Annotated in this window: 26 protein-coding genes and 1 pseudogene; 14 read left to right on the top strand and 13 right to left on the bottom strand. The window is 65.6% G+C overall.

What is annotated here, in order from left to right; all coding sequences use genetic code 11:
* Positions 1 to 9: 9 nt before the first annotated feature.
* The 3 genes from ACQCST_RS03240 (at position 10) to ACQCST_RS03230 (ending at position 3006) form a co-directional block, all read left to right on the top strand.
* On the top strand, positions 10 to 438 hold the full coding sequence (locus tag ACQCST_RS03240; RefSeq protein ID WP_426997916.1) for a metallopeptidase family protein: 429 nt from the start codon (positions 10 to 12) through the stop codon (positions 436 to 438).
* 10 nt (positions 439 to 448) lie between these two features.
* Positions 449 to 1369: a cation diffusion facilitator family transporter gene (locus ACQCST_RS03235; protein WP_426997915.1), complete on the top strand. Its 921-nt coding sequence runs from the start codon at positions 449 to 451 to the stop codon at positions 1367 to 1369.
* Between the two features lie 191 nt (positions 1370 to 1560).
* Positions 1561 to 3006: a C40 family peptidase gene (locus ACQCST_RS03230; protein ID WP_426997914.1), complete on the top strand. Its 1446-nt coding sequence runs from the start codon at positions 1561 to 1563 to the stop codon at positions 3004 to 3006.
* Positions 3007 to 3086: 80 nt separating this feature from the next.
* On the opposite strand, the gene ACQCST_RS03225 is transcribed toward ACQCST_RS03230, so the two are convergent.
* The 5 genes from ACQCST_RS03225 to ACQCST_RS03205 all read right to left on the bottom strand — a co-directional run bounded on the left by ACQCST_RS03225 (position 3087) and on the right by ACQCST_RS03205 (position 9999).
* A complete protein-coding gene (locus ACQCST_RS03225) occupies positions 3087 to 3884 on the bottom strand; it encodes an ABC transporter permease (RefSeq protein WP_426999062.1) in 798 nt (265 codons plus the stop codon).
* A 133-nt stretch (positions 3885 to 4017) separates the two neighbouring features.
* Positions 4018 to 5019, bottom strand: a complete 1002-nt coding sequence (locus tag ACQCST_RS03220; RefSeq protein ID WP_426997913.1) for an ABC transporter ATP-binding protein — start codon at positions 5017 to 5019, stop codon at positions 4018 to 4020.
* Positions 5016 to 6146 carry a LolA family protein gene (locus ACQCST_RS03215; protein WP_426997912.1) on the bottom strand — a complete coding sequence of 377 codons (1131 nt, stop codon included), beginning with the start codon at positions 6144 to 6146 and terminating at the stop codon, positions 5016 to 5018. Before ACQCST_RS03215 ends, ACQCST_RS03220 begins: the two co-directional genes overlap by 4 nt.
* An 86-nt stretch (positions 6147 to 6232) precedes the next feature.
* Complete coding sequence (locus ACQCST_RS03210) at positions 6233 to 8932, bottom strand: PEP/pyruvate-binding domain-containing protein (protein WP_426997911.1); 2700 nt, start codon at positions 8930 to 8932, stop codon at positions 6233 to 6235.
* Positions 8933 to 8964: 32 nt separating this feature from the next.
* Entirely contained in the window at positions 8965 to 9999 is a 1035-nt protein-coding gene (locus ACQCST_RS03205; protein WP_426997910.1) for a universal stress protein, read from the bottom strand.
* A 554-nt stretch (positions 10000 to 10553) separates the two neighbouring features.
* Between ACQCST_RS03205 and ACQCST_RS03200 the strand changes: the two genes are divergently transcribed.
* The gene (locus tag ACQCST_RS03200; protein ID WP_426999061.1) at positions 10554 to 11186 is read left to right on the top strand and encodes an NAD(P)-binding protein; all 633 of its coding nucleotides are present in this window, start codon (positions 10554 to 10556) and stop codon (positions 11184 to 11186) included.
* 135 nt (positions 11187 to 11321) lie between these two features.
* Here ACQCST_RS03200 and ACQCST_RS03195 read toward each other — a convergent pair whose 3' ends face one another.
* On the bottom strand, positions 11322 to 12020 hold the full coding sequence (locus ACQCST_RS03195) for a copper resistance CopC family protein (protein WP_426997909.1): 699 nt from the start codon (positions 12018 to 12020) through the stop codon (positions 11322 to 11324).
* A 126-nt stretch (positions 12021 to 12146) separates the two neighbouring features.
* Here ACQCST_RS03195 and ACQCST_RS03190 point away from each other — a divergent pair, with 126 nt between their 5' ends.
* The 6 genes from ACQCST_RS03190 to ACQCST_RS03165 all read left to right on the top strand — a co-directional run bounded on the left by ACQCST_RS03190 (position 12147) and on the right by ACQCST_RS03165 (position 15976).
* Positions 12147 to 13589: an NCS2 family permease gene (locus tag ACQCST_RS03190; protein WP_426997908.1), complete on the top strand. Its 1443-nt coding sequence runs from the start codon at positions 12147 to 12149 to the stop codon at positions 13587 to 13589.
* A gap of 124 nt (positions 13590 to 13713) precedes the next feature.
* Positions 13714 to 14697, top strand: coding sequence for a formimidoylglutamase (gene hutG / locus ACQCST_RS03185; RefSeq protein WP_426997907.1), 984 nt, complete (start codon positions 13714 to 13716; stop codon positions 14695 to 14697).
* Between the two features lie 88 nt (positions 14698 to 14785).
* Positions 14786 to 15067: a helix-turn-helix domain-containing protein gene (locus ACQCST_RS03180; RefSeq protein ID WP_426997906.1), complete on the top strand. Its 282-nt coding sequence runs from the start codon at positions 14786 to 14788 to the stop codon at positions 15065 to 15067.
* A complete protein-coding gene (locus ACQCST_RS03175) occupies positions 15064 to 15153 on the top strand; it encodes a hypothetical protein (protein ID WP_426997905.1) in 90 nt (29 codons plus the stop codon). Before ACQCST_RS03180 ends, ACQCST_RS03175 begins: the two co-directional genes overlap by 4 nt.
* A 35-nt stretch (positions 15154 to 15188) precedes the next feature.
* Positions 15189 to 15335, top strand: a complete 147-nt coding sequence (locus ACQCST_RS03170; RefSeq protein ID WP_426997904.1) for a hypothetical protein — start codon at positions 15189 to 15191, stop codon at positions 15333 to 15335.
* Between the two features lie 98 nt (positions 15336 to 15433).
* Positions 15434 to 15976 carry a (R)-mandelonitrile lyase gene (locus tag ACQCST_RS03165; RefSeq protein WP_426997903.1) on the top strand — a complete coding sequence of 181 codons (543 nt, stop codon included), beginning with the start codon at positions 15434 to 15436 and terminating at the stop codon, positions 15974 to 15976.
* A gap of 22 nt (positions 15977 to 15998) precedes the next feature.
* Here ACQCST_RS03165 and ACQCST_RS03160 read toward each other — a convergent pair whose 3' ends face one another.
* Entirely contained in the window at positions 15999 to 16505 is a 507-nt protein-coding gene (locus ACQCST_RS03160) for a DUF4188 domain-containing protein (RefSeq protein WP_426997902.1), read from the bottom strand.
* A gap of 62 nt (positions 16506 to 16567) precedes the next feature.
* Between ACQCST_RS03160 and ACQCST_RS03155 the strand changes: the two genes are divergently transcribed.
* A complete protein-coding gene (locus tag ACQCST_RS03155) occupies positions 16568 to 17143 on the top strand; it encodes a TetR-like C-terminal domain-containing protein (protein ID WP_426997901.1) in 576 nt (191 codons plus the stop codon).
* Positions 17144 to 17474: 331 nt separating this feature from the next.
* Here the strand turns inward: ACQCST_RS03155 and ACQCST_RS03150 are convergent, their stop codons facing one another.
* On the bottom strand, positions 17475 to 18374 hold the full coding sequence (locus ACQCST_RS03150) for a helix-turn-helix transcriptional regulator (RefSeq protein WP_426997900.1): 900 nt from the start codon (positions 18372 to 18374) through the stop codon (positions 17475 to 17477).
* A 143-nt stretch (positions 18375 to 18517) separates the two neighbouring features.
* On the opposite strand from ACQCST_RS03150, the gene ACQCST_RS03145 reads away from it, so the two are divergent.
* The 3 genes and pseudogenes from ACQCST_RS03145 to ACQCST_RS03135 all read left to right on the top strand — a co-directional run bounded on the left by ACQCST_RS03145 (position 18518) and on the right by ACQCST_RS03135 (position 20099).
* Positions 18518 to 19561 (top strand): NAD(P)-dependent alcohol dehydrogenase, encoded by a 1044-nt coding sequence (locus tag ACQCST_RS03145; RefSeq protein WP_426997899.1) that lies wholly within the window; start codon positions 18518 to 18520, stop codon positions 19559 to 19561.
* A gap of 88 nt (positions 19562 to 19649) precedes the next feature.
* Positions 19650 to 19757 (top strand): annotated as a pseudogene (locus ACQCST_RS03140) (carboxymuconolactone decarboxylase family protein); the annotation flags it as partial.
* 81 nt (positions 19758 to 19838) lie between these two features.
* Positions 19839 to 20099: a hypothetical protein gene (locus ACQCST_RS03135; RefSeq protein ID WP_426997898.1), complete on the top strand. Its 261-nt coding sequence runs from the start codon at positions 19839 to 19841 to the stop codon at positions 20097 to 20099.
* Between the two features lie 143 nt (positions 20100 to 20242).
* Here ACQCST_RS03135 and ACQCST_RS03130 read toward each other — a convergent pair whose 3' ends face one another.
* From ACQCST_RS03130 to ACQCST_RS03110, 5 genes are all read right to left on the bottom strand, one after another.
* On the bottom strand, positions 20243 to 20479 hold the full coding sequence (locus ACQCST_RS03130; RefSeq protein ID WP_426997897.1) for a hypothetical protein: 237 nt from the start codon (positions 20477 to 20479) through the stop codon (positions 20243 to 20245).
* Positions 20480 to 20642: 163 nt separating this feature from the next.
* Positions 20643 to 22238 (bottom strand): histidine ammonia-lyase, encoded by a 1596-nt coding sequence (hutH, locus tag ACQCST_RS03125; protein WP_426997896.1) that lies wholly within the window; start codon positions 22236 to 22238, stop codon positions 20643 to 20645.
* A gap of 8 nt (positions 22239 to 22246) precedes the next feature.
* The gene (locus ACQCST_RS03120; RefSeq protein ID WP_426997895.1) at positions 22247 to 23971 is read right to left on the bottom strand and encodes a urocanate hydratase; all 1725 of its coding nucleotides are present in this window, start codon (positions 23969 to 23971) and stop codon (positions 22247 to 22249) included.
* Positions 23972 to 24181: 210 nt separating this feature from the next.
* Positions 24182 to 25009 (bottom strand): IclR family transcriptional regulator, encoded by an 828-nt coding sequence (locus ACQCST_RS03115; protein ID WP_426997894.1) that lies wholly within the window; start codon positions 25007 to 25009, stop codon positions 24182 to 24184.
* Positions 25010 to 25161: 152 nt separating this feature from the next.
* Positions 25162 to 25704, bottom strand: coding sequence for a GNAT family N-acetyltransferase (locus ACQCST_RS03110; protein WP_426997893.1), 543 nt, complete (start codon positions 25702 to 25704; stop codon positions 25162 to 25164).
* Positions 25705 to 25751 lie beyond the last annotated feature (47 nt).

Raw genomic sequence — 25751 nt, 5'->3', positions numbered from 1 at the left:
GTCTTCTGTATGCCCGCAAATCTGCCGCCCGGATTGCCCATCGTCCCGGACCGTGCGGAGGATGCGGCCCCGTTCGAGATGTCCGAAACCGAGTTCGAGGCAGCAGTCAGCGATGCCTTGGCCCGGATTCCCCGCAGGGTTGCCAGGGCCATGGACAATGTGGCCGTGTTCATCGACGACGACTACACACCCCAGCCAGGCGAGGATCCGGACACAGTCCTGCTGGGACTATACGAAGGTGTCCCTCTGACCGAGCGTGATTCCGGCTGGGAAACCGGCTCGTTGCCCGACCGCGTCACCATCTACCGCCAACCCATCCTGGACATCTGTTCCTCCCGTGACGAAGTGATTCAGGAAGTGGCTGTCACGGTGATCCACGAGATCGCACACCACTTCGGCATCAGCGACCAGCGCCTGCACGAACTCGGCTGGGACTAGCCTTAGAGGCATGGGACACGACCACAACCATTCGCACGGGATGACAGCCACCGCCAAGCACCGCAAACGATTGATCGCCGTGCTTGCCATCACGCTGGCAGTGGTGCTGGTCCAGGTTGCAGGTGCGGTTATTTCCGGTTCTCTCGCACTGCTGGCCGACGCCGGACATATGCTTTCCGATGCCGCAGGCGTGTTTATTGCACTGCTCGCGGCCTGGATCGCCACCCGTCCGCCCAGCGACCTGCGGACCTACGGGTACCAGCGGGCAGAAGTCCTGGCCGCACTGGCCAATGCCCTGGTTCTCATTGTGATCTCCGTGGTCATCTTCATCGAGGCAATACGGCGGATCGGCTCAGCCCCCGAGATCCGGACGGACATCATGCTCTACGCGGCCGTCCTGGGCGCGGTGGCCAACCTGATATCCCTGCTGATCCTCCGCAGCGCACAAAAAGAGAGCCTCAATGTGCGCGGCGCGTACCTTGAAGTCCTGGGCGATCTGCTGGGTTCCTTTGCTGTAATCGCCGCCGCCGTGGTCATCATGATCACCGGTTATCAGGCTGCGGATACCATCGCCTCCATCGTGATCGCACTCATGATCCTTCCGCGCGCCTGGCACCTGCTCCGCGACGTAGTGGACGTCCTGCTTGAGGCCACCCCCAAGGGTGTGGAGGTGCAGTTGATCCGCGAGCACATCCTCTCCGTGGCCGGCGTGGTGGCTGTCCATGACATCCACATCTGGACCATCACGTCAGGCGTTCCAGTGTTTTCCGCCCACGTCGTGGTGGAGGACGCGGTGCTGAATGCGCGCGGAGCGGACCAGGTGCTGGACAAGCTCACCAGCTGTCTGGGCTCCCACTTCGACACCGAACATTGCACCTTCCAGCTGGAGCCGGCGAGCCACTCAGAGCACGAATCTCGCCAGCACGCGTAAGCCGGATATTCAGACACGCCGGAGTAAATGTGACGGAATGACATTGTTGTTGTTTATGTTATTGATGTGACCAATGTTGCCAAAGTGGCATTCTGGCACGTAGCCTCATAGCTGCTGGACAATCCGCAGAGGGGCATATCCGTGCCGCACACACATCCTCGCTCCCAGCCTGACTGCTGCGAGGTTTGCCAATGAGTTTGACCGGAACTGGCCGCAAGACCGCCGCACTGTGCACCGCCGTCGTACTTCTTGGAACGCTGGCACTCCCGGCACAGGCAACACAGGCACCCCAGGCTCCCGCGCCCCTCGTCCGCGTCCCGGCGTCGCCGGAGATTCCCTCTCCCGAGGATATTGCGGCCGCAAAATCCAGTGAAAGCGCGACGGCGGATCAGGTCACCCGAATCGAAGGCATCCTGGCGGACGCAGCCAGCGCCCAGCAGGCCAGCTTCGCCGTGTCCCTGCAGGCGAATAATGCCTACGGCAATGCCCTGGTTGAGCTGCAGATCCGGAAGGGCGCTGCCGCACTGGCAACGGCCAGAGCTGCTTCCGCGGGCAAGGAGCAGGACAAGGCGCGGCGGCAGATCGGCCAGCTGGCCGGCGATCTCTACCGCAACGGCGGGCTGAATCCGGCACTGAGCACCTTTGTGAGCGGCAAGGGAGAAGTCCTCCAGCAGGCCGCAACGCTGGAGGCCATCTCCGCCAGCCGCAGCCGGGCGTTCGAAACCGCAGAAACCACGGCAGCCGCGGCAACGTCGCTGACAGCTGCCTCAGAGGACGCCAACCGCGCTGCCGACGATGCCGCGAAGACCGCCGAGGCCCGCAAGGCCCAGGCCGAAGAGGCCAATGCCGCCCGGCTGAAAGCTGTCACCGATGCGAAGGCGCAGCGGACTGTTCTGGTGGACCAGCTCGCATCGCTGCGGAACACCACAGCTGCGCTTGAATCGGCGCGCGTAGATGCGCTGGACCGGCAACGGGAACAGGACCGTCTGGCAGCTGTGAGCGCGGCCGGGACAGCCTCCGCCGGGCAGGCAGCCGCCGACCAGGGCACCGTCCCGGCGCCGCCCTCGGCACCGAATCCAGCAGCTCCACCCGCCGTTCCTGCACCGGTAGTACCGGCGCCGGTGGTGCCCGCCCCGGTGGTACCTGACCCGGCGCCGGTGGTGCCCGCCCCGCTGGTACCTGACCCGGCGCCGGCTGATCCGGTGAATCCGGCTCCACCTGCACCGGTTGTGCCTGCACCGGTTGTGCCTGCACCGTCCCCTGGCGGTTCCAACCAGGCGGCTATCTCGGTGGCCCTGAGCAAGGTCGGGTCCCCTTATTACTACCAGTGGGGCGGGACCGGCCCCTACGGCTTCGACTGTTCCGGGCTGGTACAGAGTGCTTTCGCCGCAGCCGGAAAGTACCTGCCCCGCACGGCCGCCCAGCAGTTCGCCCAAGCGCCTGTTCATGTGCCGATTTCACAGGCCCGGGCGGGAGATCTCCTGGTGTGGGGATCGGCACCGGATTTTTATCATGTAGCCACTTACCTGGGCAACGGCAGGGTGGTGCAAGCACTGAATCCGAGCGCCGGAATCACCGTCACTGAGCTGGCCTGGATGTCAGGCATGCAACTGCACCCCTATGCGGCGCGGTACTGAGCGCCGGCAACGCCCCCTGCAGGCTGCTTCCGGCGTTGCCGCCTGAGTGGTCAGGACAGGACTGGCCAGGACGGCAGTGGTCAGGACAGTACGTCCTTGGTGACAAACCTGCCGTAGGCGAGCGCGCCGAACACAGCCACGTATCCGGTTTGGAGCAGAGCGTTACTGCCAAAGGAATCCCATAAAACCGGCTGTCGCAGCACGTCCGCGAACCCGAACCAGTAGTGGCTGAACAACCATGGATGCAGCCACTCCAGCTGTGGAAGCTGATCCAGCACCTGCGACACCACGGACAGCACAATGGTGGCCGCCATGGCGCCCACCGGCACGTCGGTGAGGGTAGAAAGGAACAGCCCGACGGCGCTGAGGCCAAGAAGTGAAATGGCCAGGTAAGCGACCATCAGCAGGAGCCGGAGAGCGGCCTCCCCGGGCGCGATCACGTCACCGGACAGCAGGGTCACTGGCCCCACGGGGAAGAGTGCCGTCCCGATTGCTGTGCCTGCGAGCGCCACCATCAGCGGTGCCGCCACGCAGAATGCAGCGGCACCCGCGTATTTGACCAGCAGGAGCCGCACCCTCCCGGCCGGTGCCACCAGCAGATACCGCAGTGTTCCCAGGCCGGCCTCGCCGGCAATCGTGTCACCGGCCACCACTCCGATGGTCAGCGGAAGGAACAGCGGAACGGAGACCAGCATGGCTGTCACACCCACGAACAAGCCGTTCTGAGTGATCCGATCCAGGAAGGCCGGCCCCCGCCCCGGCGAAACCGAGGAAGAAAGACGGACCGCGACGGCGATCAGCACCGGTATTGCCGCCAGCGCCAAAAACATGGCCCAGGTCCGCCGCCGCCGGAACAGCGTTTTCAGCTCGGATGCCAAGAGCGCCCGGCTGGAGGCAGAGCCGGGCTGGGTACCTCCGGGCGGGTGTCTGGGCGAATTGTCACCGGTGCCCTTGTCCCTAGTCTGCTCGCGCGGCACCTTGTCACCGGCAGCTTTGTCACTGGTCGCTTTGTCACTGCGCAATGTCGAACCCCTCCCCGGTAAGCTCCACGAAGCGGTCCTCCAGGCTTCCGCTCTCCACGGCAAAACCGCGGACACGAACGCCGGCTGCCACGAGTGCTGCCACGATCTCCTCGGACTCAACATGCTTTGCGCCCTGGCCGTTTAGCGGCAACAGGGAGGTGAGCACGGCACCGGATCCATCGGGACTACCGGCCGCAGGGACCATGCCCAACCGGACCAATACGCCGGAGGCCGCCCCGGCGTCGGGAGTTATCACGCGGACACGCGCCTGACCCGCCTGACGCAACTCCGCCAACGGCCCCTGCGCCACCAGCCGGCCGGCGCTCATCACGGCGGCGTGGGTGCAGATCTGTTCCACCTCGGCAAGCAGATGGCTGGAGACAAATACCGTGGCACCGTCAGCCGCGAGGGAGCGGACCAGGTTGCGCACCTCGCGGGTCCCTTGCGGGTCCAGCCCGTTGGTTGGTTCATCCAGGACGAGCAGCTCCCGGGGAGACAACAGGGCGTTGGCAATGCCGAGCCGCTGCTTCATGCCCAGCGAGTAGGCGCGCACCTTTTTGCCTGCTGCCTGGGACAGCCCAACGCGGTCCAGGGCTTCACCCACGCGGGCGTGGCGCGTACCGCTCGCCGAGTGCCGGTCCGCCGAGTCCAGCCGGTTCAGGTTCGCGGCACCCGAGAGGAAAGGGTAGAAAGCGGGGCCCTCAACGATAGCGCCCACCCGGGGCAGGACCTCGTGCAACCGCGACGGCATTTCCAGCCCCAGCACTTTCACGGAGCCTTCCGAGGCCGCCGCGAGGCCCAGCATCATGCGGATGGTTGTGGTTTTGCCGGAGCCATTCGGACCCAGGAATCCGAAAACGGAACCTCTCGGAACCGCCAGATCGATCCGGTCCACAGCCACCTGACGGCCGAAGCGCTTGCTCAGGCCCTTGGTCTCAATGCTCAGCGGAGCCGCTGCGGCTACTCCGGGAGTGCCGCCAGAGGCTGTCACCGGGCAACGACGGCGGCGGCAGCCTGCAACCGCTCCGGCGGAACCATGCCTGCAAAGATGCGGCCGTCGTCGGTGAACAGGACGTTCACCAGGGATGTGGAGAGCAGCCGGCCGCCGGCGACGGGAACTGCGGCCTGCTGGAGCAGCGGATCGCTGAGGATCGGATCAGCGGCAGCTGGATCTCCCGGCGCGGCTCCGACGCGGGCAGGCACTCCGATCACTGTTTCCCAGCCGGAGCCAGTCACTGTGGGCAGGGCGACGGGCGGGGCCGTGGGCGTGGGAACAGGGGCCTCCGGCGGCGGTAGAACTTCCGGCATCGCAGGTATTGCCTCTTCCTTGACCGTTGAACCCGGCGGGGGCACGAACGTAAACAGCGAGGCATCGGGGGCCGCAAGCGTCAGGCTGGTGAACTGCACACCAATCGCCGGCTCCGCCTGCCCGCGGGCGGCAATTTCCACCCTCAACGGTAGGCCTGTCTGGCCATCAACCGCGATGGATACCGATCCCACCAAGGTGCCTTGCGTCCGCGGTGTCAGCACCAAAGTGTAGGCTGAACGGCCGGCGATCTGAGCATCGGCGCCAAGCGACACATTGGTCTGGGGGTCCATCCAGGCCAGCACCCGTGTTGCCAGTTCCTCCGGTGTTGGCGCCACCCCGGGCACAGCAGACTGATGCGTATGGTCCGCCTGTGCACTGTTGCAGCCCGTCGGGATGGTCAGGTGAGTGGCTGTGTTGTCCTTGGAAGTGTAGAACCAGAGCTCGTTGCCGTTTCGGACGGCGTCACGCTCAGCCAGCTGATCCATCACCTGGATGCGGGCCTTTGTCATTCCATCTGAAAACACCCGTGCCATATGCGGTGCGAGCAGAAGCTCGGCAATCGAAGTGTCTGCCTTCCCGGAACCCGGCCCCACCGCGGGAAGCTTGGGCAGACCAAGACTGGACGTCTGCTCCACCGTCCCGGACAGCGCTGTGGTGGTGTGTTCCCCCACCAGCGCGAGCACTTGCGCAGGTGTCCTGGCCGGCAGGGGATCTCCCGCCCGCGCCGAGACAGACCCTGCCAGCACGGAGGCAGCAATCACGGCCGGTACAGCCACAGCGGGCATCCAGCGCAACCATTTCCGGGTCATTTAAGCCCCGCTCCAATGCAGCTGCTCATAGTGTCACACTACGCCCCGGACCGGCCCGGCACACCCCCTCAAAGGAAGTCTGGTGGTCACTCCGGCACAACGGTACCGGCGCCGCCGTCGACGGTAACTTGTTGTCCCGTGACAATAAGGGAGGTGGCCTCCGGCACGCCTACGACTGCCGGGATCCCGTACTCGCGTGCAACGACTGCGCCGTGTGAGTTCGCGCCGCCCATTTCCATTACCAGGCCACCCGCAGTGAGGAAGAGCGGGGTCCAGCCGGGATCGGTGGACGGCGCCACGAGGATTTCGCCCGGTTCCAGGTGGGCCCCTACGGGATCCAGAATCACCCGAGCGGCCGCCGTGACGGTACCTGCCGAAGCGGGGCTGCCCATCAGTGCCCCTACGGATGCCGGTATGGCGGCCGCATAAAGAGTCTCCGGTTCTGTGCCGTCGGAGAGCAGCATCCGTGGAATGTGCCGCCGCCGAAGTTCCAGTTCATAGGCCTCGCGACGCCGGGACACCAGTTCACGCTGATCCTTTCCGCCAAGGCCCTTCCGTGCTTCGGCGAAATCGAGGAAGTAGATGTCCTCCATTTGCGCAATCCGCCCGGTATCCGCCAACTCCGCCCCCACCACGTTCAGCTGCCGCCGGACCGCACCCAGCCCCACCACAATCTGGTACTTGGGCAGTTCGCGCATGCCGGTGAAGAGCCGTGCACGCCTCAGAGCTCTCCTGACCACCGCAGCGCGCAGCCGGCCCCTGGCGCCAGCCTCCGCCACCAACGCCGCGGCCTCGGCATCCGCTTCACGAGCCGCCTTGCCGAACTGTTTGTCCGGCGCCTGGGCGGGATCGTCCTGGCGGAGATAGTTCGCAAGGACGCCCAGTATGTGCGTGGGGTCTTCGGACCACCGCGGCATGCCGAGATCGATTTCAGCCACGGCGCGGTGACCGTAGCGGTCAAGGAAATCAGCCAGCCCGGACTGCACGACGCCGGGCAGGTCACCTGAGCGGTAGCGCCGGGCGAGCACCGTCAGCGGCTCGCCGGCGAGCACGCCGGCGGAGTCGCCGTCGGCCCTTATCTCCGTGGCAAGCCGCCACAGCTCCAGGTCCATTTCGGTGGTCACGTTGTTGGGTAGACCGCGGAGGATCCTCTGGAGGTCGCCGCGCCGCTCCCGCCCGCCCAGCAGTTTTCCGGCCACGGCCAGCATGGCGAAGCCCAGCACCGGGAGCGGAATGATGGCCGGCACTATCGGAAACAGTTGCTGGCCAAGGATCCGTTCGGCATGGTCCAGACGCTCCAGGGGCGTGGCGCCCGCTGACAGTTCAAGCCCGGCGTTGAACTCACGGCTGAAGCGGTCTACGCGCCGGAGCGCAGCCTGCGGCCGGAACAGCGCGCGGAGCAGGGTTTCCGGCACACGGGCACGCGCAACAGCCGGCCCCACATGCCGCAGCAGACCCAGGGGAGTCCTTCGATTGATGGAAAACCGCGGGTCATCGAACAGAAGCCTCAGCACGGCCGCGGACCGAGCCTCCATGACGTCAAAGACCTTGGGCACGATCCGCCGGCCTACGGTGCTGCGTGCAACCGTGGTGAGATCGAAGAAAATCCGCTGACCTGCCTCCACATATGGTGACGGCCCGTTCCGGGGTTCCGGCACGTCGAAATGTGCTGCGCGGGCCACGGAGGATCCAATGAGGCGGATCCCGGCGAGGCCCATCGGAGTGATGGGGCGGGTGAGCCCCTGCGCCAGGCTGAAGCACAGGTAGACGCGCGTGCCCTCCCCTGCGGGCGGTTTCTCCGGCATCGGGTAAAGGGTGGTGACGGGACGGGACTGGGTCAGCCAGAGCTTACCGTCGCTGTCGATCGCCCATTCAATGTCCTGCGGCGATCCGTAATGCGCCTCCACGCTGCCGCCCAGCGCCGCAAGGGCTCTAATCTGGCCGTCCCCCAAGCACGGCCTGGTCTCTAGGCCCGGCTGCTCAAGGCGTTCGGTGCCGCCGCCCGGCAAAGCGCGGATGATCAGGCGTTTGTCGCCGATCCTGCGCTCCAGAATCTTGCCGGACTGCGTGTCCACCACAAAGTGGTCCGGGTTGACCGCCCCGGAGACCACCGATTCCCCCAGGCCGGGGCTGGCATCGATCACAGCTTCATGCCGCCTGCCCGTCACGGGGTTCGCAGTGAACAGAACCCCTGCCGCCACCGCGTCCACCATGCGTTGAACCACAACTGCGAGCGCCACCGTTGAGGCGGGGATGCCATGACTGGCCCGGTAGCTCACGGCCCGGTCAGTCCATAGCGATGCCCAGCAATCGCGGACGGCTGCCAGTACGGCGTCCGCACCCACGACGTTAAGATACGTGTCCTGCTGGCCAGCGAAACTGGCCAACGGCAGGTCCTCGGCGGTCGCTGAAGATCTGACGGCTACGGGCGTATCCGTGCCCAGCGCCGCATAGGCTGCAAGGATTGATGCACCCATATCTGCCGGGATTTCAGCTAGGCGGACCAGCCCGCGGGCCCTCGCTGCCAGCGTGGCCAGGGCTGTCAGATCGTCCTGAGCTGCTGCCGCCAATGCTTTGTGAACGTCCCCGAGCGGAATCGGGGCCATAGCCTGCCGGTATGCCTCCGTGGTGAGGCAGAAGCCCGACGGAACCGGGAGGCCGGCACACGTCAGCTCACCCAGGTTGGCGGCTTTCCCTCCGACCAGCGGGAGCATGTCCCCGTTGATCAGCCCAAAGTCCAGAATCAGCGCACTCCGGGCGGCATCCGGCACGACGTCCGGCGTCATTTAGCTGTCTCCTGAGGTATCGCGGGACCGGACTAGGCGGCGCCCAGCATTGGCCCGAAGCTTGCACGGTCTGCCAGACGCTTATCCTCGCGGTCCGGCACCACCAGCACAGGACCCTTGGCGTGGTGCAGAATTCCGTCGGAAGTGGAGCCCAGCAGCATCCCGGCGAATCCGCCGCGGCCGCGGGTGCCCACCACGATCAGCTCCACATGCCGGCTTGCTTCAACCAGGACTTCCACCGGCGAACCGTCCACCAGCTTGGTCTCAATTGCCAGCTTGGGGAAGTGGCTCTGCAGCCAGGCCGATCCCGCATCCAGCTGCACTCTGATGTCCGCGAACAGTGCATCGCGATCCATCGGCGCCGGCACCCATGCCAGCGAACCGCTGTACTGCGGAACAGCGCAGATCACCCTCAACGGAGCGCCCAGGCGTTCGGCCTGGGTAGCGGCTTCCAGCACAGCGACCCGTGCCTGTTCGGAGCCGTCCACCCCCACCACCACCACGTTTTCCACTGGCTGATGACCGGACTTGGCCTGCTCGGCTTTGATGTGTTTGTCCTCAGTGGTCTCACCCAGCCGGTCGGCACAGATCAATGGCACGGTCACGGTGGGGCATTTGGCGTGTGCCGGCAGTGCACTGCTGACGGATCCCAGCAGCCTTCCCACAAAACCGCCGCGGCCGCGTGTCCCGAATACCAGCAGCTCAGCTGTCTCCGACATCTCAAGCAGCACGCCCGAGGCATCACCGTTCTCAACGGAGGCGTCGACGTCGATGTCGTAGCCGGAGACCTTAGCCATGGCTTGCTTGAGGATGGCCTCGGCACCTTCGCGGATGACCGAATCGTCCACGGTTGCGTATCCGCCGTCGAGCCCTGAAGCGGCAAATATCGGCACAGAGTATGCCGTCACGATATGGAGCGGACGGCGCCTGCGTTCGGCCTCCCGTGCTGCCCAGACCAGCGCGCACTGGCCGTGGTCTGAACCGTCAACGCCCACTACGATCCCTTCGGGGGCCGCGGAACCGTCGTCGTCCCGTGCCGGGTCCGGTTGCATCTCATGTGCGCCCATTGGTCCGCCTCCTCGCAATACTCCCTGATGTTCCGGCTATTCTGCCAGAAGCGCGGACGGTCAGCGTGCAACGGCCGGATGCTGTATGGCCGTCCCGAAGACCTGCTTCCTCCTCTCACTATTCTCGGTCCGGGGGTACATAGCAAGCGTGTGGAGGGATGGTGCGGCTGTTTCCCACATAGCCCGGATACAGCCTTGCCTGGCCCTGCCACTGTGGAAGAGTAAGCGGCAACCTGCACTGCTAGGCCGCCATTCACCCCCGCAGCAGGCGCCCCTCCGGAGCACGTCCGTGAGACGCCGAAAATATTCAGATCCCACATAGGACCACCCCATTGGCGTACGTAGCATCTCGTGGAATACCCAATGTTCGGGGGACGTCTATCCAGAGTTTGAAAAGTTCTGTAGTCTTCGAGACATTGTTGATCCGGGGTACGTGTTCCAGAACATGTACCCCGGATCAAGTATTGCGTCCGCACCTGGGGGTAACGGAGCGCGTGCAGAGCGAAGACGCCTGCACTCCGAAGCTTTCTAGGAGGAACCCTGCAGTGTCGAGCATCCCTGTTTACGGCGGTACAGAACAGACCACCGCGGTGATCATCGGGACTGGAATGTCCGGCCTGGCTGTGGCCGCGGAGCTCAGCCGCCGCGGCGTCGACTCCATTATTGTGGACGGGCTGGACATCCTCGGGGCGCGCCAGCCAGCCAACACTGCTTCACTCCAGCGCTGCGATGCCGCGGACGCCGCATCCCTCCAGGAGCGGAATGAAATCCTCCGTCACCTCCGCAACTACGCAGCCAGCCACAAACTGGACATCCGCAACACCACACGCGCCGTGCAGCTGGATCTGGTGGGCGCCGGCATAGCGGACGCCCCTATGCGCAAATGGGCAGTGCACACCCCCACCGGAGTCCTGCTGACGGACCATATCGTGCTCACCCGCTGCGCGCACAGCCAGTTGCGGCGAATGCTCTCCGAGCTTGGCATAACGGTGGGTCAGAACCTCGTGGTCGCCATGCGGGCAATCGGCATCTACCTCGTGGGCGTGGGCGAGCTCATTACCCCAACGCCGAAAGAAGTCCTGCGGCAGGCCAAGACCGTCGGCAACGCCATCTCCGCCAAGGTCAACCCGGACAGCGTTCCACCCATACTCACGGGATCTCTGGCCCTCCTGCCAGCACCTGCCTGATCAGCTGGCTTGAATCACGCCGGAGTCAGCAAGCCTGCCCGCGCCGCCTCGGCTCCCGTCCGGCCGGGGCAGTCCGGCTCAAGCAGTCCGGCTCAAGCAGTCCGGCTCAAGCAGTCCGGCTCAAGCAGTCCGGCGTCAGTCTTGCTGACGGCGCCCGGCGGTCCCGGCGTCGTCGTCCGCTGCGGCGGTCCCATCCTCAGCGTCTCCATCCGTGCCCTCAGTATCGGCGCCCTCAATACCCTCGTCCTGGTTACCAGGAGCCAGGCGGCGCTTCGCGATGACGGCAAGAGCCACCAGCAGTCCGAGGGCAACGGCGGCGAAAATCACCAAGCTCCAAGGAAACGGCTGCGAAGCGTCGGGTGCCTTGCCAGGGGCGCGGGTGGTGCCGGGCTGGGCAGTGCCGGCGCCCGGGACGGGAGCTGCCGCGGAAGAACCGGCAGCTCCCGCTGTTGCCTTGAACGTAAAAGTCCCCTCAATGGGGTGGGAATCGGAGCTCACCACACGCCAGATCACCGTGTACTCCCCCGCCGGCGCGCCGGCCTTGATCTTCTGGGACGCCACATTGTCCACGATTTCCACCGCGCCATCGGCCCAGTCGGCACCGATGGAATCGTTCACCCTGATCTGAGCGCCGAGGCCCAGCGGATTCTTGTTGAACGTGACGGAAACTTTATCCGGCGGTGTGGCCACGGTGGCACCTTGCGCGGGGCTGCTGGATTCGGCGGCGTCGTGCGCGGAAGCTGGCCCCGCAGCGAAAAGCCCGGCGGCGAAAAGCATGGCGGCGACAACGAGCGCACCGAGCATCAAGCCCAGAAGGCGGCGGATGGAATGCATGTGTGGACTGCTCCCTGGTATTGACGTCAATACAGTGTTGGCTTCCTTAAAGACTAGGCGAATGTGCGGGCCGGCCGTCCCGGTGCCTAATAGGATTCAACTAACCCCTTGACCCCCGGAGGACTAATGCTTAAGCAGGGATCTGCACTGGACCGGTATTTCAGGATTTCAGAACGGGGGTCCAACGTCTCCCGGGAGGTCCGCGGAGGCTTCGCCACGTTCTTCGCCATGAGCTACATTGTGGTGCTAAACCCGTTGATCCTCTCCGGTGCCGATTCCGGCGGCGCCACCCTCGGTTTCACCGCCGTCGCCGCAGTCACCGCCTTTGTGGCCGGCATCCTCACCATCCTGATGGGCGCCTGGGCCAGACACCCCTTTGCCATGGCAACGGGGTTGGGTGTCAACGCGTTTGTGGCCGTCACGGTGTCCTCCAACCCCGGCCTGACTTGGCCAGACATGATGGGGCTGGTGATGCTCTCCGGCGTGACCATGCTGATCCTGGTGCTCACCGGTTTCCGTACCGCAGTCTTCAAGGCCGTGCCGGACGGCCTGAAAACCGCCATTGTGGTGGGCATCGGCCTGTTCATCGCGCTGATCGGCCTGGTGAACGCAGGATTCGTGCGGCGCATCCCCGACGCTGCCGGTACCACGGTGCCCGTGGGCCTGGGCTTCGATGGCAAGCTCCTCGGCTGGCCAACCGCGGTGTTTGTGTTCGGCCTGATACTGACTATCGCCCTGGTGGTCCGCAAGGTCCGTGGCGCCATCCTGATCGGCATCGTCACCTCCACTGTGCTGTCTGTGATCCTTGAGTTCACGCTGCACATCGGCCCCAGCTTCGACGGCAAGAACTTCGATCCGCAGGGCTGGTCCCTGGTGGCACCCACCTTCTCGGAATGGGCCGCCCCGGATCTCTCGCTGATCGGAAAGGCCAATCCGTTCGGCGCCTTCTCACATCTCGGCGTGGTTGCCGCCACGCTGCTGGCCTTTGTGATTCTGCTCAGCATCTTCTTCGACGCCATGGGCACCATGGTGGGCCTGGCCAACGAGGCCGGCACCATTGACAAGGACGGCAACATCCCGGACGTTGACCGTGTGCTCCAGGTGGATGCCCTCGGCGCGATCATCGGCGGCGGCGCATCCGTCTCTTCCAACCAGATCTATGTGGAGTCCGGCGCGGGCATCGGCGAGGGCGCCCGCACCGGCCTGGCTTCGATCGTCACGGGCCTGCTGTTCCTGGTGGCCATGTTCTTCACGCCGCTCATCAATCTGGTCCCGTTCGAGGCCGTGGCCCCTGCCCTGGTGGTGGTGGGCTTCATGATGGTGTCCCAGGTGGGCAGGATCGACTGGCAGGACTGGGGCGTCGCCATCCCGGCGTTCCTGACGTTCACGCTGATGCCCTTCACCTACTCGATCGCCAACGGCCTGGGCGCCGGATTCATCGCCTATGTCCTGATCCGGACATTCCAGGGCCGCGCGCGGGACGTCCACCCGCTCATGTGGGCCGTGGCCGGCGCGTTCGTCGTCTTCTTCGCCGTGGGCCCGATCGAGGCCGCGCTCGGGATGAAGTAGGCCCCGACGACTTCCGCGCCGCTGCCGCTCACCGCCCCTCGACGGCCCTCAAAGGTCCGGGATTCCAGACACCCCGACGGCGGCGCCGCTGGCTTTCGCCATCACGGTGAGGTGAGCTTGGAGCATGGCTCTTACTGCACTCACCGTTGATGACCCGCCGAAGCCCTGGACGGGCAGGTTCGACGGCGACGGCGCCGAGCACTGCCGCTGGTGGCAGGCCGTTGCGCCATACGCTCCTTCCGCGCCTGCAGCCGCCGCCGCTGCTCGTTCGAGGACGAAGCGCCCGGCGGTGTTTCTCGGCTTTGCGAGCGACGCGGGAGTACGCCGGAACCAGGGCCGGGCGGGTGCCGCGGCCGCCCCTGCCGCCATCCGCGCAGCCCTGGGCCCGCTCGCTTTCCACATGGACCGGGCAGTGTCCGACGCCGGTGACGTGACCGTCGTCGGCGGCGCCCTGGAATCGGGGCAGGCGCGCGCCGGGCTGGCCGTCACTGGGATGCTCGACGCCGGCAACCTCACCGTCCTGCTCGGCGGCGGTCACGAGACGGCGTTCGCCAGCTACCTGGGCGTGGCCGGATCAGCTGCGGTCCGCGGCGGGAAACGGCTCGGAGTGCTGAACCTGGACGCCCACTTTGACCTGCGGGACGAGCCCATGCCCAGCTCCGGCACACCGTTCCTCCAGATGGCCCGCGCGGAAGCGTCCGCGGGCCGCGAACTGAAGTACGCCGTCGTCGGGATTTCGGAGCCGAACAACACAAGGGCCCTGTTCAACACAGCTGATGAGCTGGGTGCCCGGTACATGTTGGATGAGGACTGCACCGCTGAGGCTGCCCGCGAGTTCGTGCAGAAGTTCCTCGCTGATATTGACGTGCTGTACTTGACGATCGACCTGGACGTGCTGCCAGCCTCGGTGGCTCCCGGCGTGAGCGCCCCGGCCGCGTACGGCGTGCCCTTGTCCGTTGTCAGTGCGGTGTGCCGTCAGGTGGCAGCAAGCGGCAAACTGATGCACCTGGATGTGGCGGAACTGAACCCCGAATTCGACATCGACAACCGCACAGCGAAGGTGGCCGCCCGGCTGGTGAACACGCTGCTCCAGCACTCGGCAGGCTGACCGGCGGAGTGCCCTGCTGTTACAGGTACCACCAGGGCCTCCCACCGGCGCTGGAGGGCTTCTAGGGCTGAAGGTATGGACAACCGCAATGAGATTCGCGAGTTCCTGGCGACGCGTCGCGCCAGGGTCAGCCCAGGGCAGGCCGGGCTTCGCCTTCGGCGGCAGCAGCCGGCGCGTGCCCGGGCTTCGCCGGGAGGAGGTAGCGCTTCTCAGCGGAGTGAGCATCGACTATTACATCCGGCTGGAGCGCGGCAACCTGAGCGGCGTCTCAGAGGGCGTCCTGGAGGCACTCTCCCGGGCCCTGCAACTCGGCGCCGCCCCCTGCAGCAGCAGATCCGGCCAACGGTACAGAGGATTGTCGACGCCATGACCGATGTGCCGGCCTGTGTGTGCAACGGCCGCCGGGACATCCTCGGCGCCAACCGGCTCGGCTCTGCGCTTTACTCGGAGCTGTAGGCCGACCCGGTCCGTCCGGTCAACGTTGCCGGTTCGTGTTCCTGAGCCCGCGCGCTCGTGACTTCTTCCTTGACTGGGACCGTGCCGCGAGCGATCTCGTGGCCAATCTGCGAATCCTGCCCGGCGTCGACACTTCCCCGGTCGACATCCTCCGGATGTCGCGGGCGCCCTCGACGGCGTGAGGGACACCGACACTTTGCCGCCCAGCGGGGAGCCTGCGCGCGTCCTCCAAGATCTGGCCCCGTTCCGGGGCTGAAACCCCATCTAAGAAGGAGAGGACTTGGAGATCCAAGCCAAACAGCACACCAACAAGGGACCCGCGGAGATGTTTGCCGGCGACGTGTGGTTCGACGTCATCGCGAAGGGCGAGGATCCTTCGCGGCTGCCTGTGAACATGGTCCGCTTCGCGCCCGGCGCCCACACCGCATGGCACAGACACGCCAGCGGCCAGACCCTGCACGTCACGGAAGGCCGGGGCTTTGTCCAGTCGCGAGGCGGCAAAGTCATCGAAATCCGGCCCGGGGACACGATCTACACACCCCCGGACGAATGGCACTGGCACGGCGCCGCCCCGGACCACTTCATGAGCCATCTGGCCATGTGGGAAGCCTTGGGCGAAGGCCAGAATGGACCGGAAACCCAGTGGGCGGGCACGTCACGGATGGGGGACACCGCATTCTGTAGAGGCTCGCGAGTGGAACCCATGCGCTTTGGAGAACGACTCGTATCCGCCCTTGGGGCCAAGAACTGGAACGGGGACCCAAAGCATTTATCTGGACCAATACCGCCGACGACATTCTCGCGAGCATGTCCAGACCAGTGAAGCAAATTTCAGGCGCAGGACACTAGCCTGCCGGGACCGCGGGGCCGCCGGCCGGACGTCCCATGCGTTGTTTCGCTGTGTTGCTCCCGGTACCGATGGGTACATGCGTCGTGGCTTTGGCCAGGCCGAAGAGCGGCATGCCGTTGTATACGACCTCAACCCCGGCGGCGGGCACCTGGTAGGTCTCGTGCCAAACGCCAATATCACCGCGTCCTGCAAGCTCTTTCATGAAACGCCGCCAGGGCTCCAGATGAGGAGACTCGCTGTCGGCAGCGAACTTTCGAAGATGCTCAGGGCTCTCCCAGTAGCTGAGCAAGACTGTCGTTCGCCCGAACCACTGTTCACACCCCAACATGCCCGATGCCGGATTGTTGGCCAGGTGCCGGAGCATCCTGGGCATCGCAGCGGCCACCCTGGCAACTGTGCCGAGCTTCCACCATCGGTTGGCGCGCATGCCGATCAGAAATACAGTCACCGATTCGCGCTCCAGATCAGCAGTAAAGCGTCCCGAAAAAATCTCCTGTGCCATGTCAGCTCCTCGCAAGGTTTAATAACTACGTTATGAAACAAGGTTATGAAACAATGGACCACATGGCAAGACCTATCCTGCATAACGAGTCATTGAGGCAAGAACTACTGGCGGCCACCGCAGACCTCGTTGACCGCGAAGGACCCGTACAGGTCACCCTGCGCGATGTCGCCGCCGCTGCAAAGACGTCAACTACCGCCGTCTATTCGCTGTTCGGCGGAAAGTCGCAGCTGCTGACGGCGGTGGTGGACGACGGCTTCCGCTCCTTCCGCGGCTCTCAGCTGGCCGCAGCATCTGGCGGGCTGCGCGCCCTTGGCCTGGCCTACCGCACGTGGGCGCTGGAGCATCGGGCCCTGTACCGGCTGATGTTCGGCGGGGCGCTGGCCGCCTACGTCGATTGCCGGCCCAGCCCGGACGTGGCGGCCGACGCCATGATGCCGCTGATCGAGGCCGTGGCTTCCGCCCAATCCGCGGGCACGCTACGGGAGACCGGCCTGGAGATCGTGGCCTCAGCCATCTGGGGGCAGGTCCATGGGCTCGTCAGCCTGGAGCTCGCGCAGGCCGGTTCACCCGAAACCAACTGGGAGTCCATTTACTCTGCCGCGCTGGACGCGGTGACCCGCGGCTGGGCTGCCTGACACGTTCGCTGCCGCCATCGCCTGACGCGCAGAATTCCCTGCGACGCCCAAGATACCTGGCGCGCACAGAATCCGCGCCCCGCGGGGCATTTTTGGATGCCACGGGAATCGCTGGTGCGGCGGGCGCCCCGAGTCAGTGACCGTGGATCAGGTCGAGGACGTCATCGTCGCGGCCCCGGCGAGTCGGAAGGCGGGGCCATACGTGTTGACCAAAGTGGGGCCACCTAAACCTCCCATTTTCACCCAATTACTCTTGTTGCGATTTTGCTGGGTACTGTCAGACCCTCTTCCAGCCACTCCCTAAAACATGGAGATGTCAGAAGCCGCGATCTCAACTGGTCCATCCGCTCCTGCTGGGGGCGGCGTCGGTCTGGTTGCCCGCCTGGTTGGTCGCGGCCCAGCTGGCCAGCAGGCGCAGCGCGTCTTCGGAGGGAGAGCCGGGCTCGGCGTTGTACACAAGCAGTGACATCCCGGCGTCGGCCGAGACGTCCATCGCCTCGTACATCAAGTGCAGCTCGCCGACAACGGGGTGGTGGAGGTGCTTCAGCCCGGTGTAGTGCTGACGCACATTGTGCGCTGCCCACCGGGTGCGGAACTCTTCGCTACGGGTGGACAGCTCGCCGACGAGGTCTGACAGTCCCCGGTCATAGGGGTCGCGGCCGGCCTCGGTGCGCAGGATCGCCACAGTGTCGTTCGCTGCGCGCTCCCAGTCCGGATAGAAACTGCGGGAACGGTCATCGAGGAAGATAAACCGGGCGTGGTTGGCCGGTCGGGCCGGGCTGACGTACATCTCCGAGTACAGGGCGTATCCGAGCGGGTTGGCCGCAAGGATGTCAATCCGCCCGTTCCGCACAAAAGCCGGTGCGTTGGTGATCGCGTTGAGAGTCAGTTGCACGCCTGCACGGACGGACTGCGCAGGCCGGGGACGACGGCGCGGCCGGCTGGCAGGGCTCGCTGTCCGGGCAAGGTCATGCAGGTGGGCCTGTTCCGCCTCGTTGAGCTGGAGCGCCCTCGCCACTGCTTCCAGCACGCTCTCGGACACCCCGGCAAGGGATCCCCGCTCCATGCGGGTGTAATACTCGACGCTGACGCCGGCGAGCATGGCCACTTCTCCGCGGCGGAGGCCGGCCACGCGCCGGGTGCCGCCGTAGTCGGGAAGTCCCGCCTGCGCGGGGGTGATCTTCGCCCGGCGGGTGGCGAGGAACTCGCGAGTCTCGTTCGGGTTGTCCATGCACTCAACGTTATGCCTTGCAGCCCGGTGAGGGAGTCCCTGTCAGTACCCCTATCAGCAGGGACTCCCTCGCTGCTGGGATCACCGGTTTGATGGATGGTGTTCCGTTTAACAACTCCCAACGATCAGCAAGCAGGAGAAACATGCTCACCGTCAATGCTTACGCCGCGACTTCCGCGACGGGGCCCCTTGTCCCGACCACCATCGAGCGCCGTGACGTCGGCCCGCACGACGTCCTGATCGAGATCAAGTACGCCGGCATCTGTCATTCCGACATCCATACCGTCCGCGGGGACTGGGGTCCGCAGTCCTACCCGCTCGTCCCCGGCCATGAGATCGCCGGGATCGTCACAGAGGTCGGTTCCTCGGTGACCAGGCACGCCGTCGGCGACCGTGTCGGCGTCGGCTGCATGGTCAATTCCTGCGGCGAATGCACCAACTGCTGCAAGGGCGAGGAGCAGTACTGCCTCAAGGGCAACACCGGCACCTATGGTGCCGTCGACCGTGATGGCACTACTACCCAGGGCGGGTACTCCACCCACGTCGTCGTGACCGAAGACTTCGTCGTCACGATCCCTGAAGGCATCGAGCTCGACGTCGCCGCGCCGCTGCTGTGCGCGGGCATCACCACCTACTCCCCCCTGCACCACTGGGGCGCCGGACCCGGCAAGAAAGTCGCCGTCGTCGGCCTGGGCGGCCTCGGACACATGGCGGTCAAGATCGCGCACGCGATGGGCGCCGACGTCACTGTTCTCTCCCAGTCCCTGAAGAAGCAGGAAGACGGCCTGCGCCTCGGCGCGGACCACTACTACGCCACCAACGAGCCCGAGACCTTCGAGCAGCTCGCCGGCACGTTCGACCTGATCGTGAACACGGTCAGTGCCACGATCGACATCAGCGCCTACCTGCAGCTGCTGGCCCTCGACGGCGCCCTGGTGAACGTGGGAGCGCCGGCGGAACCGCTCCCGGTAAACGTGTTCTCCCTCATTCTGGGGCGCCGGTCCTTCGCAGGATCAGCGATCGGAGGCATCGGCGAAACCCAGGAAATGCTCAACTTCTGCGCCGAACACGGGCTCGGCGCCGAGATCGAAGTCATCCCGGCCGAGAAGATCAACGACGCCTACGAGCGCGTTCTGGCCGCCGACGTGCGGTACCGTTTCGTGATCGACGCCGCGACCCTGCGCTAGCCACGGCGAGAGCTACGCGCAACCGACTGACCACTGAGAAAAGGCACTGAGAAAAGGTGAATGAAATGACAGAGAGCAGAACGGCGCGAGCCAGCAGGCGCTCATCGAGGCGATCACCCACCTGCCGTTCTACGCCGGCTGGCCGAAGGCGATGTCCGCCATGACGGTCGCCAAGGGCGTATTCCGCGCCACATAGTTCAGCGGTCATCCTACGTCGACCCCTTGGGCAGGTATAATGGAGGTCAGCCCATCGGCAGAACCACAGGAAGTCCAGTTCATGAGTACAGGAACCCTTGAGCGCCGCCCGGCCGCTCCATCCGCGTTTGAATCCTCGGATTCCCGGGTCATCAAACTGCAGTTTTCCAGCGCGGACGAGATCCACGACGGCCTGGACAGCGCCGTTGAAAGCCTGATCACGACGGCGGTTCAGGACGGCAACTGCGGCATCCTGGTGACGCGCCACGAGCCCGGCCAGTACTCCGTGGCCCTGGATGAGTCAGTCCCCTTCGGCAAGATCTACGAGGACGTCGCCGCCTAATCTGGCTGGAAGAACCGCCTGAAAACAAAAATCGGGGCTTGCCCGCCATTCCGCACCTTGATGGTTAGGAATCGCGAACAAGCCCCGTTTTTCACGTCTCGACAGGCGTTTTCACGTCTGGACAGGCCGGCTACCGGAACGGACTAGGCCCGGCGGACCTGCACGCCGTCGGACTTCATAAAAAGCTGAGCGTCAGACGGGCTGGGCGGTACGAGCCACAAAACGTTGCCGCTCCGTGAGACTTCCTCCACCTCGCCCGCAGCCACCACATGGGCGTGCTTGAGAATTTCCACCATTTCGCCAGCCTCCAGTGTTCCCCAATCGGAAACCGTGGCCGTGTAGGCGATGCGCCTGGACAGGACTGCCCCGCGTGCTTTCATTGAACTTCTACCCCTTTGTGGACGTTCGACGAGTCACAGCTTCTTTGATGTGACTTTCACTACACCTTTATTTCTACTACACTTCCCGCGCCCCCGTCGGATGTGTTGCCACATATTTCGAGGGCGCCGCGAAATGTTCATTCATACCGCATTTTGTTCACTATCAGGCAAGAATTCCCACGGCGGATTCGGCAGCGGCGCGGACCTCACCTGAGGCAACCAGCCGGTCAGCCGCTTCAAGTTCGGGCGAGAGGAACCTGTCCGTTCCCGGACCGTCGACCACACCGCGGAGCGCGGCGATGACGGCGGCACCTGCCGGGCCTGGAGTCAGCTCCCCGCCGGACATCTGTGTCCGCATGTCAATGGCCCGCGCGGACGTCACGAGCTCCACGGCAAGGACGCGCCGCAGGTTCTCCACGGAGCGGCGCAGCTTGCGGGCAGCGTGCCAGCCCATGGACACGTGGTCCTCCTGCATGGCGGAGCTCGGGATGGAATCCACCGACGCCGGAACGGCCAGCCGTTTGTTGTCGGACACCAGCCCGGCCTGCGTGTACTGGGCGATCATCAGCCCGGAATCCACGCCCGGATCGGCAGCGAGGAACGCCGGCAGACCGTGTGAGCGGGCAGGGTCCAGCATCCGGTCTGTGCGGCGCTCGGCAATGGAGCTCAGGTCCGCCACCGCGATGGCAAGGAAATCCAGCACATAGGCCACCGGTGCGCCATGGAAGTTGCCGTTGGAGGAGACCCGGCCGTCCGGGAGCACCACAGGATTGTCGATGGCGGCGGCCAGTTCGCGGGATGCTACCAGGGCGGCGTGGTCCACGGTGTCCCGGACGGCGCCGGCCACCTGGGGTGCGCAGCGCAACGAGTACGCGTCCTGGACCTTGGTGTCATTGATGCGGTGCGAGGCCACAATGCGAGAGGCGGACAGCACACGCAGCATGTTGTCCGCGCTGGCGGCCTGCCCGGGGTGCGGCCGGAGTGCCGCGTGCAGCTCCGGCAGGAACACCTGATCCGTACCGAGCAGCGCCTCGACGCTTAGCGCGGCGGTGATGTCCGCCGTCGTCAGCAGTTCCCGGATGTCCGCGATGGCCATCAGCAGCATGCCGAGCATGCCCTCGGTGCCGTTGACCAGCGCGAGGCCCTCTTTCTCCGCGAGGGTGACGGGTGCAATGCCGTGTTCGGCGAGGAGCTCGGAGACGGGGCTTTCCCCGCGTCCGCCGTACGTGGTGCCATCCGGCCCAGCAGCTTCGCCCTCACCCATGAGCACCAGGGCGCAGTGGGACAGCGGGGCGAGGTCACCGGAGCAGCCCAGCGAGCCGAATTCGCGGACCACCGGGGTGATGCCGGCGTTGAGGACGTCCACCATGGTCTGCAGGACCACCGGGCGGACGCCGGTGCGGCCGGACGCGAGGGTCTTGGCGCGCAGGAACATAATGCCGCGGACCACTTCGCGTTCCACTGCGGGGCCCATTCCTGCGGCGTGGCTGCGGATCAGCGACTTCTGCAGCTGGGTGCGCAGCTCGGTGGGGATGTGCCGGTTGGCCAGGGCCCCGAACCCCGTGGAGATGCCGTACGCGGGGACCTCGCTGTGCGCGAGGTCGTCAATGTGGGCGCGGACCTTGGCAACCGTGTCCAGGGCTTCCTGGGAAATGGTCACCTTGGCGTCGTGACGGGCGACGGCGACGACGTCCTCGGGCGTGACGCCGCTTGAGCCGAGGGTGACGGTGAGCGCGGCCTGTGTTGCAGTGGTTGTCATGGGAGTTCCTAGTTCTTTGCTTCGGCAGGGACGGCTGCGGCTTGCTCCGTCATGGGGATGCGGACGCCGCGTTCCTTGGCGACCTCGACGGCGCGGTCGTAGCCGGCGTCGGCGTGGCGGATGACGCCCATACCGGGGTCGTTGGTCAGGAGGCGCTCGAGTTTCTGGGCCGCGAGCTCGGTGCCGTCGGCGACGGAGACCTGGCCTGCGTGGATGGAGCGGCCGATCCCGACGCCGCCGCCGTGGTGGATGGAGACCCAGGTGGCGCCGGAGGCGGTGTTGAGCAGGGCATTGAGCAGCGGCCAGTCGGCGACCGCGTCGGAACCGTCGGCCATGGCCTCGGTCTCGCGGTACGGGGAGGCCACGGAGCCGGAGTCGAGGTGGTCCCGGCCGATCACGATGGGTGCCTTGACCTTGCCGTCCCGGACCAGCTCGTTGAAGAGCAGCCCGGCCTTGGCGCGGTCGCCGTAGCCCAGCCAGCAGATGCGCGCCGGCAGGCCCTCGAACTCAACCCGTTCCTGCGCCGCGTCGATCCAGCGGTGCAGGTGCTTGTTTTCCGGGAACAGTTCCTTGATGGCCGCATCCGTAACGGCGATGTCCTCCGGGTCACCGGAGAGAGCCACCCAGCGGAACGGTCCGAGTCCCTCGCAGAACAGCGGGCGGATGTAGGCCGGGACGAAGCCGGGGAAATCGAAGGCGCGGTCATAGCCGCCCTTGCGGGCTTCGTCGCGGATGGAGTTGCCGTAGTCGAAGACTTCTGAACCAGCGTCCTGGAACTCCACCATGGCCTGGACATGCCGGGCCATGGAAGCCTGGGCCTTCTTGGTGAACCCTTCGGGATCGGCCGCGGCCTCGCGGTGCCATTCCTCAACGGTGATGCCCTCGGGGAGGTAGGACAGGGGATCATGGGCGCTGGTCTGGTCGGTCACGATGTCCACCGTGAACTCCCCCGCCTGGTGGCGGCGCAGGATTTCCGGGAAGACTTCCGCGGCGTTGCCCACATAGCCCACGGACCAGCCGCGGCGCTCTTCCTTGGCTTTGAGGACCTTGGCGATCGCGGCGTCAAGATCGGTTTCCACCTCATCGAGGTAGCGCTTGCCGGCGCGGCGGCGAAGGTGACTTTCGTCGACGTCGACAATCAGGCAGGCGCCGTCGTTCATGGTGACGGCCAGCGGCTGGGCGCCGCCCATGCCGCCGCAGCCGCCGGTGAGGGTCAGGGTCCCGGCGAGGGTGCCGTCCTGGTCCCCGGTGAGTTTGCGGGCGATCGCGGCGAAGGTCTCGAAGGTGCCCTGCAGGATGCCCTGGGTGCCGATGTAGATCCAGGACCCGGCGGTCATCTGGCCGTACATCATCAGGCCCTCGGCCTCGAGCCGGCGGAACTCTGGCCAGTTGGCCCAGTCGCCGACGAGGTTGGAGTTGGCCAGGAGCACGCGCGGCGCCCACTCGTTGGTGCGGAACACTCCCACCGGCTTGCCGGACTGGACCAGCAGGGTCTCGTCCTTCTCCATGGTCTCCAGCGTGCGGGTGATCGCATCGAACGCGGCCCAGGACCGGACGGCCCGGCCGGTGCCGCCGTAGACCACCAGGTCATCCGGGCGCTCAGCGACTTCCGGGTCCAGGTTGTTCATGAGCATGCGCAGCGGGGCTTCCGTCTGCCAGCTCTTGGCCGTGAGCGTGGTGCCGCGGGCGGCTTTGACCGGGCGGGCACCGGTGGTGAAATCGGCGGGTGCCATGGTGGCTCCTTTGTGTCTCAGGGTGTGATTCGGGAGAAGTGCTTCTACATCAACTAAAGCCTGTCCGGGGCTGCGGAAACAGGGCCTGCGGGCGGGTGCTGTCCGGGATCCCAGACCCACCCGTCACCGTTGCTCTATCACTTGTGGTCCCTAAAACCGGCCAATGGGAAACACAAGTGATAGAGCAACGAAGGGGTAGCGCGCGGATGGTCAGAGCGCAGGGCGGCCGTGGATCCGGATCGACAACTCGTCCGCGACCTTCTGGACTCGGGCCGCGAGGGCCGGCCATTGCTCCGCCGGCAGTTTGTCCTCGAGGAACGTCACGGCCACTGCCGCCGTCGGCCATCCCACGTGATCCGTCACGGCGGCGGCGATCGAACCGAAACCGGGCGTCACCTCACCGTGTTCCGTGGCATAGCCGCGCTGGCGGACCCGGTCCAGGTGCGAGGACAGCGAGGAGTACTTCATGATGGCACCCTCCACCTCGTGCCGGGCGGAGAAGGCGGCCGCGTTCGGGTACAGCGCACGGACCTGGGACTTCGGCAGCGCGGCGAGGATGGCGCGCCCGCTGGCGGTGAGGTGGCTGGGCAGCCGCACGCCGACGTCGGTCACCAGGGACGGCCGGTTCTTTGCCCGCTCCTCCACGATGTAGAGCACGTCGCGCCCATGCAGGACTGCCAGGTGCGCGCTCTCCCCCAGCACATCGACCAGCGCGGCAAGCATGGGCCGGCCCAGCCGGGACAGCGGTTCCTGCCGTGAATAGGCGGAGCTGAGTTCGAAGGCGCTGATCCCCAGCCCGTAGCGCTGCTCCTCGTGCAGGTGCAGCACAAAGCCGTTCGCCTCCATCACGCCCAGCAGATGGTACACGCTGGAACGCGGCAGCCCCAGGGCGGTGGCAATGTTCGACGCCGCCATCGGCCCGCGCTTGGAAGCCAGCAGTTTGAGGATTCGCAAGCTATTTTCGGCGGCGGGAACTTTTGACGATTCTCTTGGAGGGGACTTGGCGATCGCGGCCTCTGCGGCGCTGGTGAGTGGCATTGATCCTTCTCGATTCAGGCGGTGTCCGGTATCCCGTACTTAACACTGCACCCTCGACCGCCTGGCCGGAAGGCCATTCAGCCAAACGCACGTCTGTAATCCCAGACAAATGATGCAGACTCACCCCCGCGTTGAACTGATGCCTGGGCCGGCTAGTAGAGAATGCGCTGATACAGCTCGTGATCCTGCCAGGTTCCGGCAATCTTGAGGTATTCGGGGGCAAAGCCAATCTCCACGAAACCGGCGCGTTTCAGGATGGTTTGCGACGCGGCATTGTGCGTCAGGGTGGCCGCCTGGACGCGGTGCAGGCCAAGGTCATGTCGCGCAACTTCCAGGGCAATGGCGAGCGCAGCCGAGCCAATTCCGCGGCCGCCGAAGTCCTTGCCGACCCAGTAGCCGACGTTCGCGTTAAGGAAAGGCCCCCGCACGATGCCTGTCAACGTGACTGCACCGATGACATGTCCGTGTTCCAGGAGAACCCAGGGGATTTCGGACCCGGCAGAGAGCAGCGCCAGCTTGGATTCGATGATTGCGCTCTGGGCCTCCGCGGTAAAGAATGCCTCAGCCCGGGCAGGTTCCCACGGTGCCAAATGCTCCCTGTTCAGCCGGTATGCAGCGGCCATCCGTTCCGCGTCCCCGGCCTGAAGCACTCTCAGCTGGACATCGCCGGGAAGGGTATGGATCTCTGCAGTCATCCGCAGACTGTAGCGGCCAAGGGCACCGGCTGCAATCCCGGTGCCGA

The sequence above is a fragment of the Pseudarthrobacter sp. N5 genome (assembly GCF_050157035.1).
GTDB lineage: Bacteria > Actinomycetota > Actinomycetes > Actinomycetales > Micrococcaceae > Arthrobacter.
Note: the sequence above shows the minus strand (reverse complement) of the source record. Positions and strands in the feature narration are given on the sequence as shown.

Coding starts and splice junctions, on each gene's coding strand:
- ACQCST_RS03240 (WP_426997916.1), top strand. CDS start 10: ATGCCCGCAAATCTGCCGCCCGGATTGCCCATCGTCCCGGACCGTGCG.
- ACQCST_RS03235 (WP_426997915.1), top strand. CDS start 449: ATGGGACACGACCACAACCATTCGCACGGGATGACAGCCACCGCCAAG.
- ACQCST_RS03230 (WP_426997914.1), top strand. CDS start 1,561: ATGAGTTTGACCGGAACTGGCCGCAAGACCGCCGCACTGTGCACCGCC.
- ACQCST_RS03215 (WP_426997912.1), bottom strand. CDS start 6,146: ATGACCCGGAAATGGTTGCGCTGGATGCCCGCTGTGGCTGTACCGGCC.
- ACQCST_RS03210 (WP_426997911.1), bottom strand. CDS start 8,932: ATGACGCCGGACGTCGTGCCGGATGCCGCCCGGAGTGCGCTGATTCTG.
- ACQCST_RS03205 (WP_426997910.1), bottom strand. CDS start 9,999: ATGGGCGCACATGAGATGCAACCGGACCCGGCACGGGACGACGACGGT.
- ACQCST_RS03195 (WP_426997909.1), bottom strand. CDS start 12,020: ATGCATTCCATCCGCCGCCTTCTGGGCTTGATGCTCGGTGCGCTCGTT.
- ACQCST_RS03190 (WP_426997908.1), top strand. CDS start 12,147: ATGCTTAAGCAGGGATCTGCACTGGACCGGTATTTCAGGATTTCAGAA.
- hutG (WP_426997907.1), top strand. CDS start 13,714: ATGGCTCTTACTGCACTCACCGTTGATGACCCGCCGAAGCCCTGGACG.
- ACQCST_RS03180 (WP_426997906.1), top strand. CDS start 14,786: ATGAGATTCGCGAGTTCCTGGCGACGCGTCGCGCCAGGGTCAGCCCAG.
- ACQCST_RS03175 (WP_426997905.1), top strand. CDS start 15,064: ATGACCGATGTGCCGGCCTGTGTGTGCAACGGCCGCCGGGACATCCTC.
- ACQCST_RS03160 (WP_426997902.1), bottom strand. CDS start 16,505: ATGGCACAGGAGATTTTTTCGGGACGCTTTACTGCTGATCTGGAGCGC.
- ACQCST_RS03155 (WP_426997901.1), top strand. CDS start 16,568: ATGGCAAGACCTATCCTGCATAACGAGTCATTGAGGCAAGAACTACTG.
- ACQCST_RS03150 (WP_426997900.1), bottom strand. CDS start 18,374: ATGGACAACCCGAACGAGACTCGCGAGTTCCTCGCCACCCGCCGGGCG.
- ACQCST_RS03145 (WP_426997899.1), top strand. CDS start 18,518: ATGCTCACCGTCAATGCTTACGCCGCGACTTCCGCGACGGGGCCCCTT.
- ACQCST_RS03135 (WP_426997898.1), top strand. CDS start 19,839: ATGAGTACAGGAACCCTTGAGCGCCGCCCGGCCGCTCCATCCGCGTTT.
- ACQCST_RS03130 (WP_426997897.1), bottom strand. CDS start 20,479: ATGAAAGCACGCGGGGCAGTCCTGTCCAGGCGCATCGCCTACACGGCC.
- hutH (WP_426997896.1), bottom strand. CDS start 22,238: ATGACAACCACTGCAACACAGGCCGCGCTCACCGTCACCCTCGGCTCA.
- ACQCST_RS03120 (WP_426997895.1), bottom strand. CDS start 23,971: ATGGCACCCGCCGATTTCACCACCGGTGCCCGCCCGGTCAAAGCCGCC.
- ACQCST_RS03115 (WP_426997894.1), bottom strand. CDS start 25,009: ATGCCACTCACCAGCGCCGCAGAGGCCGCGATCGCCAAGTCCCCTCCA.
- ACQCST_RS03110 (WP_426997893.1), bottom strand. CDS start 25,704: ATGACTGCAGAGATCCATACCCTTCCCGGCGATGTCCAGCTGAGAGTG.